Genomic DNA, 12,882 nt, shown 5'->3' on the forward strand with positions numbered 1-12,882 from the left:
CCACCAGGAATACGGCTAAGGGCTCCCCGGCCCCGAACCAAAGACTTCGGCATGGAAGCGGCGCGATGAGCTCCCTTCCTCCTGTCCCGAAGTTGTTATGCCAGGCCCAGGCCTGCTGTAAGTGCTTCAGGACGGAACGGTGGGCACCGTGATGGTGCCCAAATAAATATAGAATGTGGAGACACCCCCTCATGCAAACCGACACAACTCGCGAGAACCCGCAGGGCTCCGTGCCGCAGGCCGCTGATTCGAATCTGGATCTGTCCGCCACTGCACCTGGCCAACTGCGTGTGATCAAGCGTAACGGCACTGTCGTTCCTTATACCGATGACAAAATCACCGTCGCCATCACCAAAGCGTTTCTTGCAGTTGAAGGCGGCACCGCTGCCGCTTCGTCGCGCATCCACGACACCGTTGCCCGTCTGACCGAACAGGTCACCGCGACCTTCAAGCGTCGCATGCCATCGGGCGGCACTATCCACATCGAAGAAATCCAGGACCAGGTCGAACTGGCCCTGATGCGTGCCGGCGAGCAGAAAGTGGCCCGCGACTACGTGATCTACCGTGATTCGCGCGCCAAGGAACGTGCCGTACGTTCCCCGGCCGAAGAAGCCGCCGTACAAGCGCACCCGTCGATCCGCATCACCCTGGCCGACGGCAGCTTCGCACCGCTGGACCTGGGCCGCCTGAACACCATCATCACCGAGGCCTGCGAAGGCCTGGAAGAAGTCGACGGTGACCTGATCCAGCGCGAAACCCTGAAGAACCTGTACGACGGCGTGGCCCTGACCGACGTCAACACCGCCCTGGTGATGACCGCCCGTACCCTGGTCGAGCGTGAGCCGAACTACTCGTTCGTGACCGCCCGCCTGCTGATGGACACCCTGCGTGCCGAAGGCCTGGGCTTCCTGAAAGTCGCCGACAGCGCCACTCACCACGAGATGGCCGACCTGTACGCCAAGGCCCTGCCGGCCTATATCGCCAAAGGTATCGAATTCGAATTGCTGAACCCGATCCTGGCCACCTTCGACCTGGAAAAACTCGGCAAGGCAATCAACCACGAGCGCGATCAGCAGTTCACCTACCTGGGCCTGCAAACCCTGTACGACCGTTACTTCATCCACAAGGACGGCATCCGCTTCGAACTGCCGCAAGTGTTCTTCATGCGCGTGGCCATGGGCCTGGCGATCGAAGAGAAGAACAAGGAAGACCGCGCGATCGAGTTCTACAACCTGCTGTCGTCCTTCGACTACATGTCGTCGACTCCGACCCTGTTCAACGCCGGTACCCTGCGTCCCCAGCTGTCGAGCTGCTACCTGACCACCGTGCCGGATGACCTGTCGGGCATCTACCACGCGATCCACGACAACGCCATGTTGTCCAAATTCGCCGGTGGCCTGGGCAACGACTGGACACCGGTGCGCGCACTGGGTTCGTACATCAAGGGCACCAACGGCAAGTCCCAGGGCGTCGTACCGTTCCTGAAAGTGGTGAACGACACCGCCGTTGCCGTGAACCAGGGTGGCAAGCGCAAAGGCGCTGTATGTGCCTACCTGGAAACCTGGCACATGGACATTGAAGAGTTCATCGAGCTGCGCAAGAACACCGGTGATGACCGTCGTCGTACCCACGACATGAACACCGCCAACTGGATCCCTGACCTGTTCATGAAGCGCGTCTTCGATGACGGCAAGTGGACCCTGTTCTCGCCATCCGAAGTGCCGGACCTGCACGACCTGACCGGCAAGGCCTTCGAAGAGCGCTACGAGTACTACGAAGCCCTCACCGAGTACCCAGGCAAGGTCAAGCTGTTCAAGACCATCCAGGCCAAAGACCTGTGGCGCAAAATGCTGTCCATGCTGTTCGAAACCGGCCACCCATGGTTGACCTTCAAGGACCCATGCAACCTGCGCAGCCCGCAGCAGCACGTGGGCGTGGTCCACAGCTCGAACCTGTGCACCGAGATCACCTTGAACACCAACAAGGACGAGATCGCCGTTTGCAACCTGGGCTCGATCAACCTGCCGAACCACATCGTCAACGGCAAGCTGGACACCGCCAAGCTGGAGCGTACCGTCAACACCGCCGTACGCATGCTCGATAACGTCATCGACATCAACTACTACTCGGTGCCACAGGCGCAGAACTCCAACTTCAAGCACCGTCCGGTTGGCCTGGGGATCATGGGCTTCCAGGACGCGTTGTACCTGCAGCACATCCCTTACGGTTCCGATGCAGCGGTCGAGTTCGCCGACAAGTCCATGGAAGCGGTCAGCTACTACGCGATCCAGGCTTCCTGCGACCTGGCCGACGAGCGCGGCGCCTACGAGACGTTCCAGGGTTCGCTGTGGTCCAAGGGCATTCTGCCGCTGGATTCGCAACAGATCCTGATCGAAGCCCGTGGCCAGAAGTACATCGACGTCGACCTGAACGAAACCCTGGACTGGGCCCCGGTACGTGCCCGTGTGCAGAAGGGTATTCGTAACTCCAACATCATGGCCATCGCACCGACCGCCACCATCGCGAACATCACTGGCGTGTCGCAGTCGATCGAACCGACCTACCAGAACCTGTATGTGAAATCGAACCTGTCGGGCGAATTCACCGTGATCAACCCGTACCTGGTTCGCGATCTGAAGGCCCGTGGCCTGTGGGACTCGGTCATGATCAACGACCTGAAGTACTACGACGGTTCCGTGCAGCAGATCGAGCGCATCCCGCAAGAACTCAAAGAGCTCTACGCGACCGCCTTCGAAGTGGACACCAAGTGGATCGTTGACGCCGCCAGCCGTCGTCAGAAGTGGATCGACCAGGCCCAGTCCCTGAACCTGTACATCGCCGGCGCTTCGGGCAAGAAGCTGGACGTGACCTACCGCATGGCGTGGTACCGTGGCCTGAAAACCACTTACTACCTCCGTGCCCTGGCCGCCACCAGCACCGAGAAGTCGACCATCAACACCGGCAAGCTGAACGCAGTGTCCAGCGGCAACCACGGTGATGACTCGGTACTCGCAGCGCCAGCCGGCCCGGCACCTGTGCCAAAGGCCTGCGCGATTGACGAGCCGGATTGCGAAGCTTGCCAATAAGCTGAACCTGCCCTGGGTTTAACCACCCGAGGCAGAAAAGCCCCCGATACACCTAGGGTGTATCGGGGGCTTTTTCTTGGGCGGGCATAAAGCCCTTGTTGCTGTATTGCTGTTCGGTCAATACCTGGATGGACAGCGTGAAGCAGATGCAAATGTGGGAGGGGGCTTGCTCCCGATAGGGTGTCAGTCAATGGATACTTGGCTGATACACCGCTATCGGGGGCAAGCCCCCTCCCACATTTTAAAGCGCTAACCTATCAGGTCATCTGAATGATGGTCTGCATGATGGTGCTTTGGGTGGAGATGGTCTTGGCGTTCGCCTGGTAGTTGCTCTGGGCCTTGATCAGGTCCACCAGCTCGTTGGTCAAGTTGACGTTGGAGTTCTCCAGGGAGCTGGCCTTGATCGACCCCAGAGTGCCAGATTCCGGTGCGTCGTAGCCCGGCTGGCCCGACGCGAAGGTCTCTTTCCAGGTCGTACCGCCGGCGGGCTGCAGGCCCTGCTCGTTGTTGAAGCTGGCCAGGGAAATCTGGCCGATGGCCTTGCTCTGCTGGTTACTGAAGGTGGCGAAGAGCACGCCGCTGCCATCGATCTTCAGGCCGGTGATCTGGCCGGTGGCGTAACCATCTGTGACCGGCGGGTTACGGTAGCTGGCCGAGTTGTACTGGGTGACGGTGCCCATGTTGATGGCGATGCCATCCTTGTTAGCCGTCGCATCGTTAGCTTTCCATACGCCATCGGTCACCGTGCCAGGTACCCAATCCTTGATGGTCAAGGTGTTACCGGCAACACCGCCGGTCACGATGCTCTTGAGGTTACCAGCACCATCGAAGCTCAACGTCGACGGCACAGGCGCCTTCACGTCAGCACCGGTACCGGTAGGAGCCGAACCATCAGGATTGCGGCCATCGATCAAGGTGTAGGCCTGCCACTGGTTGGCATCGGTTTTGACCAAGTACTGCACCATCGGGTGCGCATTGCCCTGGGAGTCGTACAAGGTGGTGCTGTATTGCGTGGTGAAGCTTTCGGACTTGGTTGGATCAAACGGGTTCTTGGACTGATCGATCACCGGCGACGAGGAGTTCAGGTTGCTGGAAGAGTCCACCTTGGTAGACGCCTTCGGCGGCAGGTTCGCCAGGTTCAGCTGCAGGTCAACCAGGCCGCCTTTGGTGATTTTGCCATTCTCGTCCGCGGCATAGCCTTGCAGGCGCGAGGTGCCGGTATTGTTGGTGATATAGCCGTCTTTGTCCGCACGGAAAGCACCGCTACGGGTGTATTCCAGCGAACCGTCGCTGCCCTTCTGCACGAAGAAGCCACCACCCTGGATCGCCATGTCGAGGATGCCGCCACTCCCGTTGACGTCGCCCTGGGTGAACTGCTGTGACACCGCCGCCAGGTTCACACCGTTGCCGATGCTGTTCTGGCCGGTGCCCAGCTTGGAGGCCGCGTAGATATCCGCGAATTCCGCACGGGATGACTTGAAGCCAGTGGTCGCGACGTTGGCGATGTTGTTGCCGGTCACGTCCAGTTGTTTGTTGGCCGCATAGAGGCCGCTAAGGCCGATGTTAAAAGACATGTTTCTCTCCTCTGCCGTATTTAGCCGGCTCTATGTACCGATAGTCTGAATTTGCGACAGCTTGACGCTGCCCATGCCGCCTGCAAGGTTGAGCAGCATTTCGCCGCCGGTCTTGCTCAGGGTCACGCTGGTGACCGTGGCTGGTAGCGAGGTGGTCAGGGCCACCGCGTCACCTTTGTCGTTCTTGGTGGAGGCATTGAAGGTGTAGGTGCCGGCTGGGGCGACCTCACCCTTGTCGTTCTTGCCGTCCCAGATAAAGCTCTGGCTGCCGGCACTCTGCGCGCCCATATCCACGGTGCGTACGACGTTGCCGTCCTTGTCGGTGATCTTGACGGACACGTTGCCCACCGCCGATGGCACCGCCACTGAACCGTTCATGCTCTTGCTGGTATCCACCATGGCTTTGTCGGTCTGGATAATGATCGACCGCCCCACCAGCGACGAAGCCTGCAGCGCTTGAGAAGAGCTGAAGTTGCTGGAGATGTTGTTCACCGAGTCGTTCAGGGTGTTGATGCCTTCCAGGCTGCTGAACTGGGCAAGCTGGGCCACGAACGCGCCGTTGTCCTGGGGCGACAGCGGGTTCTGGTTTTTCAGCTGGGTCACCAGCAACTGCAGGAATGCGTCCTTGCCCAGCGCCTGGTTACCCGTGGCCGCTTTGGAAACATTCGAGACATTGTTCGACGCGTCCTTGACCTTGGAGTTGAACAGGTCCTGGACAGCCGTGTTGTTTGACGTATCAACGATGGCCATTATTTGGCGCCCCTTATCACTGACCCAGGGTCAGGACCTTCTGCATCATGGTTTTGGCGGTGTTCATCATTTCCGCGTTGGTCTGGAACGAACGGCTGGCGGAAATCATGTCAGCCATTTCCTCGACCACGTTGACGTTGGGGTAGTAGACGTAACCCTTTTCGTTCGCGGCAGGATGGTTGGGCTCGTAACGGGCCTCCAGGTTGCTCTGGTCTTCGACCACGCCCAACACCTGCACACCGGAGCCGGCTGCGTCCTGATTCTGGAACAGCGACTCGCTGCCGCCTGCCTGGCCACCCTGGAACATGGTGGCGAATACCGGATGGCGGGCGCGATAGGTCTGGTCAATGCTCGAGGAGACGGTCTCGGCGTTGGCGATGTTACTGGCGACGGTGTTCAAACGCGTGGTCTGCGCGCTCATGCCACTGCCGGCAATATTGAAAACACTGGACAGGGACATGGCTTACTCTCCGCGCAGGGCTGACATCAGCCCTTTGAATTTGCTGTTGAGCAGGGTGAAGCTGGCTTGGAAGTTCACCGAGTTTTCGGCGTAGTTCGATTGCTCCAGCTGGGCGTCAACGGTGTTCTGGTCGATCGACGGCTGCATCGGCGTGCGATACAGCAGCGACTCGTCACCATTGCCCAGGCCTTGCGCTTCGATATGACGGCTATTGGTCATGTTCAAGGCGAAGGTGCCGTTCTTGGTCTTGTCCTGTTGTGCGGCGAGCACGGCGGAGAAGTCCAGGTCCCGAGCTTTGTAGTTCGGGGTGTCGGCGTTGGCGATGTTGTTGGCCAGGACTTCGGCACGCTGGGCGCGGAAGCCCAGGGCTTGTTCGTGGATACCGAGCGCTTTATCGAAGCTGATGCTCATGGCGGAAACCTTTAGGCTGACCTGCTGTTCGTTAGCAGGGTTATAGCAAGGTGTATGCCAAACTTGCGAGAGCCCCGTATATCAAGGGTTTCGAAGGGAGTTGCCGGCGACTATGCCAGAAAAGCGGCAAGCGATTTCCGCGTAGTGCCAGTAAAGCGGCAATGGGCAGTTGCCGCTTTACGCCAGCTTGCCGAGAAAACAAATGTGGGAGCTGGCTTGCCTGCGATGGCGGAGTGCCTGCCGACCTATTCGTCGACTGACAAAACGCTATCGCGGGCAAGCCCGGCTCCCACAGTTTTATTGCCTATACCCGGCCTACTTGGCCTGATAGATGATTCCCGGGCTGCACTGCACCATCTGGAAGTGATCCGGCAGGCCGTTCAATGCCTCGGAGGCACCGAGGAACAGATAACCTCCACGCTTGAGCGTGCCATGGATACGCAACAGGATGTCTTTCTTCACTTCAGCGGAGAAATAGATCAGCACGTTGCGGCAAAACACCATGTCGAACTTGCCCAGGCTGGCATAGCTGTCGAGCAGGTTGAACGAGCGGAATTCGACGCGGTTCTTGATCGGCGCCTTGATCGCCCAACGCCCCGCCCCTTTGGGATCGAAGTAACGTTGAAGGCGCTCCTGGGACAAGCCTCGGCCCAACGCCAGGCTGTCGTACTCACCGGTCTTGCAGTTGGTGAGCATAGTGCCGGACAAGTCCGTGGCCACAATTTGCGCGCCGGCTTTCAACTGGCCCATGTTGGTCCGCTCGAACTCGTCGATGGACATCGAGATCGAGTACGGCTCCTGCCCCGAGGAACAGGCCGCCGACCAGATACGCAGGCGCTGGCCCGGGCTGGCCTTGATGGCTTCCGGCAAGACTTTGTTCTTGAGCACTTCAAAGGGATAGGTATCGCGAAACCACAAGGTTTCGTTGGTAGTCATGGCATCGACCACCATTTCCTTGAGCCCACTGCGCGGCTGCCCCTGGATCCGCTGGACCAACTCACCCAGGGACTTGATGCCCTGCTGTTCCATCAGCTTGTTGAGACGGCTGGATACCAGGTACTGCTTGTTTTCACCGAGCAATATGCCACAGGCTTTTTCCAGGAAGACCCGGAACTGTTCGAAATCCAAATTACCCGTAGACAATGATGCCGCCTCTTAAATCGTGTGACCGCCAGGGGAAATCCCCTAGCCGTGATCTGCTGCCTTGATCCGGTCGACTACCCGGGATGCGAGGTCATCAGGACGGAACTTGGCCAGAAAGTCATCCGCACCGACCTTCTTGACCATTGCCTGATTGAATACCCCCGACAACGAAGTATGCAGGATGATATGCAACTTTTGCATGCGTGGATCGTTACGTATTTCGGCCGTGAGCGTGTAGCCATCCATTTCCGGCATCTCGATGTCAGAGATCATCATCAAGAATTCTTCTTCAGGCCTCTTGCCTTCGTCTGCCAGCTTGCGCAGGTAATCCAAGGCCTGGCGGCCATCATTGAGGGCTACCACCTCAACCCCGACCGTTTGCAGGCAACGCGTGACCTGCTTGCGCGCCACAGAAGAGTCGTCCACGGTCAACACCCGCAGCGAAACCGCCTTGTGTGCCGTTTCGGCATCCACCACCCCGACGGAAATGGTTTCCGAGGTGGGGGCCACTTCGGCGAGGATCTTCTCCACGTCGATGATTTCCACCAACTGGTTATCGACCCGCGTCACCGCCGTCAGGTAGTGATCGCGCCCCGTGCCCTTGGGCGGCGGATGGATCTCTTCCCAGTTCATATTGACGATGCGCTCCACCGAGCGCACCAGGAAACCCTGGGTCTTGGTGTTGTATTCGGTGATGATCACGAAGGGGTTCTGGCGGTCTTGCAAACCCGCGGCCCCCGTGGCCATGGCCAGGTCAAGAATCGGAATGGTCGCGCCACGGATGTTGGCCACGCCGCACACCACTGGACTGGACTTGGGCATGATCGTCAACTTGGGACATTGCAGCACTTCACGCACTTTAAACACGTTGATGCCATACAACTGTTTGCCATCCAGGCGGAAAAGCAACAACTCCAGGCGATTCTGCCCTACCAGCTGTGTGCGCTGGTTTACTGAATCCATTACACCTGCCATGCCCAGACTCCTAAATCCTAGGGGTACGACGCGTACCCAACACTAAACGGCACGAGCTTTGCTATTTACTGAGTATGGATATTAAAACGACAGTTTCCCGACACCCTGGCCGCTCACGCTACCGTAGACTGCTCTGCGCCGCGATGGCACTGCTTGTCTCGGGCCTGGGCGTCACGGCCCGTGCCGACAACGTCACCCTGCCTGATCTACTTATCGGCGTCACCCAAGGCTTTCTTGAGTTCACTGTAGAAGATTATCTGGCGACTACCCAGACGCCGGGGCGTTATGAAATTCAGGTCAACCAGTTGGACCCTCGCTTGCGCATGCCAATGTGCGACAAGGAATTGACAGCCACTCTGGAAAGCCCCGCCCAGCCCATCGGCCGTGTGACCGTAAAGGTACGCTGTGAGGGTGCCTCGCCCTGGACGGTTTTCGTACCAGCTCAGGTCAAGCTGTATCGCGATGTGGTGGTAGTGGCGCGACCGTTGAAGCGCACGGGCATCATCGGCTACGACGACGTGGCGTTGCGCGAGCGGGATATCAGCTTGATCAACCAGGGCTACCTGACGTCGCTGGACCAGGCCGTCGGGCAGAAACTCACGCGGCCGGTGGTCACCGACCAAGTCCTCACGCTGGTTCATCTGGAACAGGCCGAGGTGATTCGCAAAGGTGACCAGGTGGTAATTTCCGCCAGCAGCGGCGGCCTGAACGTCAGGATGCCGGGCGAGGCGCTGTCAAATGGCGGCATGAGCGAACAGATCCGCGTCAAGAACCTCAACTCCAATCGCGTGATCAAGGCGCGGGTCACGGCACCAGGCCAGGTCGAGGTGGCGCTATAGATGACTGGAATCAAATGCCAGCTTTTCCTACACTGTGTGCTGGATATTGAGCCGTACAGGTTTATTGTCAATCGAGCCTAAAGTTTGCCTGGGTATGGCCGAAAACATGGCAAGCGTCCAAATACCCAGAGGTTTTTCAACATGGTCATTGATTTCAGTCGTTTGAATAACACCCCGGCCTTGCCCGGCAATACGCGCACCGCCGGTGCCAAGGACAGCGTAGAGGCCAAGCCGCAGCCCTTGCCTGCCAAAGCAGAACAGGCCGCCGCCAGCCAGAGTGGGGAATCGGTACACCTGAGCAATGAGGCTCAACAGTTGCAGAAGGTCACTGACTCGCTGCGCGATCAACCCGTCGTCAATAAAGCCCGCGTGGCCGAGTTGAAACAGGCTATCGCCGATGGCAGCTATAAAGTCGACAGCAACCGTGTAGCCAGCAAGCTGCTCAACTTCGAAGCCGAGCGCTAGGCAAACGCCTGCGCTGGGCTTTTGGACGCTTAAAACCAAAGGCCAGCCATGCACCACGACGAACATTTGCTCCAACTGATCATTGATGATCTGGCGCCGACGCAACAATTGCTCGAGCTGCTCAAGGAAGAATCACTGGCCTTGTACGGCCGGGATATGCCCTTGCTGGAAGAAATCCTGGCGCGCAAACAGTCCCTGATTGTCTTGCTCGAACAGCACGGCAAAAAACGCAGCGAGATTCTGATCAGCCTGGGCCTGCCCGCCGATCATGATGGCCTGGCACAACTGGCCAGCCACTCCTCAGTCGGCGATCAACTGCTGGCACAAAGCAAAGAACTCAATCATTTGCTCGCCCAGTGCCAGGAAGCCAACCTGCTCAACGGCCAGTCGATCCAGCTTCAGCAAGCCACCACCGCCAATCAGTTGCGCATACTGCACGGCGGAGAGCCTCCGGCCCTGTATAACGCCCAAGGCTCCACCTCACGCCTGATCAAACCAAGCACCCGCAGCCAAGCCTGACGCCGGTTTACAGCGCGACCTATCCAAGGCGCGCTACATACTGGCAAAATGCCGGTTCTTGCGTGTAGTCGTATTTTGTCTGGAGATGGAAGAACCGTGTTCAACGCCCTTAATGCGGAAGATGCACCGCAGCCACCCAAGGTGCTCACCACGCCTCTGGAAATCGCCAGCACGTTGCGGATGCTGCAAGAAAGCCATGACCCGCTGATCATCACTTTCCACGAACGTAGCCAGCGCTTCCAGAGCTACCTAGTGGACATCGACCGGGACAGCAAGACGCTGGTACTGGACGAAATGATTCCCCGCGACGGTGAACGCTATCTTGAGAATGGCGAAGCCTTCCGTATCGAAGGCTTCCATGAGGGCGTCCGGGTTGCCTGGGAAAGCAACGGCACCTTGACCATCAGCGAGAAAGGCGGCCACCGCATCTACAGCGGCAGCCTGCCCGGCGAAGTGGTTTACCATCAAAGACGCAATGCCTTCCGCGCCGCACTGAAACTCGCGCAATTGGTGGATATTCAGTTGGGTGGCGAGAAGCTCAAGGCCCCTGTCAGCGGTAAGCTGTTGGATATCTCGGCAACCGGCTGCAAATTGCGCTTTGAAAGCGACATCTCTGAGCGTCTGCAGTTGGGCCAGGTCTATGATCGCTTTATCGCTGCCCTGCCCTTCGGCAGCATGACCACCTCTGTGGAACTGCGCTATCTGCACTTCGAAGACAAGATCAACACCACCTTTGCCGGCGTGCGCTTTCATAACATGAGTGGCTTGGTGCAGCGACAAGTGGAACGCTTTGTCTACCAATTACAGCGTGAAGCTCGGCGCTTCGATAAAGACGACGATCTCTAAGCGTTAGACGCTGAGATAAAAAAACGGGCAGATCCTGATGGGATCTGCCCGTTTTTTCGTTCAGGGGCGCGCCCTGCTTAAGTCATGGGGATGTTCGTCCGGGTCTGGTGGCTCGTGCGGCTCTTCGCTCGTCGGCTCATCGGTTTCAGGGGCAGGCTCTGGATCGGGCACAGTGACTTGCATCTGATCCTGTACCACCTGCTCATCCACCCGCGGGTCAAGGGCAGCCACCAAAGGCGAACTGGACATGCTGTCGGGCATCGCCACGTGATGCAGCGGCGCGTCATCGACCTGATGCAGGTTGGTCACCGCCTTGGGGCGAATGCGCCACACCAGGATCAATGCACACAGGCTGAAAAACGCATAGAGCATCTGGCTGCCGAATAGCTTCATTACCACACCGGCCAACAGCGGCCCCACGCTGGCGCCGATCCCGTAGGTCACCAGCAACATGGCCGTCAGCGATACCCGACGATCGCCTTCCACATGGTCGTTGGAAAAGGCCACTGCCAAAGGGTAAAGGCAGAACTGCACCAGCGAACAGAAGAAGCCCGCCACGAACAACACTTCCAGCGGAACCTGCGTCATGATTGCCAACGGCAAGGCCGTCACCGCCAGGCACAAGGCGAAGCAGCGAATCAGCAGCGCGCGGTCATAGCGGTCCGACAACCAGCCCAGTGGCCACTGCACGACCAATCCAGCAAAAATGCAGCTCCCCATGAACAGGCCGACTTGCTCGGTCGTCAGGCCCTGCTGAGAGGCGTACAGCGGTGCCAAGCCGTAGAACGAACCGACGATCAACCCAGCGCCCAACACGGTGCTGAGCGACTGCGGCACGCGCTTGATAAAGAAGCGCGGCTCCATCGGGGCCGGGTGCAGTGGGGCCGGGTGAATGCGTCGAGTCATTGCCACCGGGACCAGGCACAGCGCAAAGCACAACGCCACGAGCATCAACAGCTCAAGCCCAAGATGGGGATGCATGACCAGGATCAGTTGGCCCAGCACCAACCCAAGGTAGGACGCAATCATGTAGCCGCTGAACACTACACCGCGCTGCTTGGCATCCGCCTGCTCGTTGAGCCAACTCTCGATGACCATGTACTGGCACATCATCCCCAGGCCCACGATCATCCGCAGCACGATCCAGGCTGGCAGCCAATCAATCAAACCGTGCCCCAGCACCGCTGCACCGACGATGCCCGCGCAGGTGGCGTAGGCGCGAATATGCCCGACCCGGGCGATGAGGCGGTGTCCGAGCTTGCCGCCCAGCACCAAGCCAAAATAGTTGGCGGCCATCAGCGCACCGACCCACAGGCTGTCGACATTGTCTGCTGCCAGACGCAAAGCCAGATAAGTACTAAGTAGGCCGGAGCCGATCAGCATCATCAAAGAGGCGAAATAAAGGGCTCGAAAAGATTTCCAGATCTGGCGCATCGGCGTTCCGAGCGGCTCCTTGCGGTGAGGGGTAGGGCTATCAGCATGATAGTCCGGGGCGGTTGGATCCGGACAGGCAGCAGGGCCTGTTCCCGGCGATTATTTTGTTTCACAGCTCAGACGCTACGTGGGTGTCTGCGAGGTACATAACCGTGGAGATAAATACATGGCGCACCACCTGTGAACCTTGATAACACGCAAGGTTCGACTGGTATTCGGGTATCTGTACAAAAGGTTTCAATGGAACGCTATGCAGGCTTTGGAAGTTGGCGTGCTTTTCGAGCGCCCAAAACAAAACCCCAACTGCTTTCGCAATTGGGGTTTCGGAATTTAATCTTGACGATGACCTACTCTCACATGGGGAAACCCCACACTACCAT

13 protein-coding genes are annotated in these 12,882 nt (G+C 58.5%); 6 read left to right on the top strand and 7 right to left on the bottom strand.

Annotated features, from left to right (window positions below):
* Positions 1–191 precede the first annotated feature (191 nt).
* Entirely contained in the window at positions 192–3,086 is a 2,895-nt protein-coding gene (locus tag OC445_RS23685; RefSeq protein ID WP_032879843.1) for a ribonucleoside-diphosphate reductase subunit alpha, read from the top strand.
* A gap of 257 nt (positions 3,087–3,343) precedes the next feature.
* On the opposite strand, the gene flgE is transcribed toward OC445_RS23685, so the two are convergent.
* The 6 genes from flgE to OC445_RS23715 all read right to left on the bottom strand — a co-directional run bounded on the left by flgE (position 3,344) and on the right by OC445_RS23715 (position 8,399).
* Positions 3,344–4,660, bottom strand: coding sequence for a flagellar hook protein FlgE (gene flgE / locus OC445_RS23690; protein ID WP_054922158.1), 1,317 nt, complete (start codon positions 4,658–4,660; stop codon positions 3,344–3,346).
* Positions 4,661–4,690: 30 nt separating this feature from the next.
* A complete protein-coding gene (gene flgD / locus OC445_RS23695; protein ID WP_034128455.1) occupies positions 4,691–5,410 on the bottom strand; it encodes a flagellar hook assembly protein FlgD in 720 nt (239 codons plus the stop codon).
* A 16-nt stretch (positions 5,411–5,426) separates the two neighbouring features.
* On the bottom strand, positions 5,427–5,870 hold the full coding sequence (flgC, locus tag OC445_RS23700) for a flagellar basal body rod protein FlgC (RefSeq protein ID WP_032895649.1): 444 nt from the start codon (positions 5,868–5,870) through the stop codon (positions 5,427–5,429).
* A 3-nt stretch (positions 5,871–5,873) separates the two neighbouring features.
* A complete protein-coding gene (gene flgB / locus OC445_RS23705) occupies positions 5,874–6,281 on the bottom strand; it encodes a flagellar basal body rod protein FlgB (protein WP_034120825.1) in 408 nt (135 codons plus the stop codon).
* Positions 6,282–6,596: 315 nt separating this feature from the next.
* Positions 6,597–7,424, bottom strand: a complete 828-nt coding sequence (cheR, locus tag OC445_RS23710) for a protein-glutamate O-methyltransferase CheR (RefSeq protein ID WP_014719581.1) — start codon at positions 7,422–7,424, stop codon at positions 6,597–6,599.
* A gap of 42 nt (positions 7,425–7,466) precedes the next feature.
* Positions 7,467–8,399 (bottom strand): chemotaxis protein CheV, encoded by a 933-nt coding sequence (locus OC445_RS23715; protein WP_034128456.1) that lies wholly within the window; start codon positions 8,397–8,399, stop codon positions 7,467–7,469.
* A gap of 74 nt (positions 8,400–8,473) precedes the next feature.
* Between OC445_RS23715 and flgA the strand changes: the two genes are divergently transcribed.
* From flgA to OC445_RS23735, 4 genes are all read left to right on the top strand, one after another.
* On the top strand, positions 8,474–9,238 hold the full coding sequence (gene flgA, locus OC445_RS23720) for a flagellar basal body P-ring formation chaperone FlgA (protein ID WP_054922160.1): 765 nt from the start codon (positions 8,474–8,476) through the stop codon (positions 9,236–9,238).
* Positions 9,239–9,379: 141 nt separating this feature from the next.
* Positions 9,380–9,703 (top strand): flagellar biosynthesis anti-sigma factor FlgM, encoded by a 324-nt coding sequence (gene flgM, locus OC445_RS23725; RefSeq protein WP_054897918.1) that lies wholly within the window; start codon positions 9,380–9,382, stop codon positions 9,701–9,703.
* A 48-nt stretch (positions 9,704–9,751) separates the two neighbouring features.
* Entirely contained in the window at positions 9,752–10,222 is a 471-nt protein-coding gene (locus OC445_RS23730; RefSeq protein WP_034128459.1) for a flagella synthesis protein FlgN, read from the top strand.
* A 96-nt stretch (positions 10,223–10,318) separates the two neighbouring features.
* Complete coding sequence (locus OC445_RS23735; protein ID WP_198791673.1) at positions 10,319–11,068, top strand: flagellar brake protein; 750 nt, start codon at positions 10,319–10,321, stop codon at positions 11,066–11,068.
* A 60-nt stretch (positions 11,069–11,128) separates the two neighbouring features.
* On the opposite strand, the gene OC445_RS23740 is transcribed toward OC445_RS23735, so the two are convergent.
* Positions 11,129–12,502, bottom strand: a complete 1,374-nt coding sequence (locus OC445_RS23740; RefSeq protein WP_054922167.1) for an MFS transporter — start codon at positions 12,500–12,502, stop codon at positions 11,129–11,131.
* A 180-nt stretch (positions 12,503–12,682) separates the two neighbouring features.
* Here OC445_RS23740 and OC445_RS23745 point away from each other — a divergent pair.
* Positions 12,683–12,882 (top strand): hypothetical protein (locus OC445_RS23745; protein WP_262020386.1); only part of this gene is annotated, 200 nt, incomplete at its 3' end.

Origin of the sequence: Pseudomonas sp. Pse35 (assembly GCF_024519715.1) — a bacterium.
Taxonomy (GTDB): domain Bacteria; phylum Pseudomonadota; class Gammaproteobacteria; order Pseudomonadales; family Pseudomonadaceae; genus Aquipseudomonas; species Aquipseudomonas paracarnis.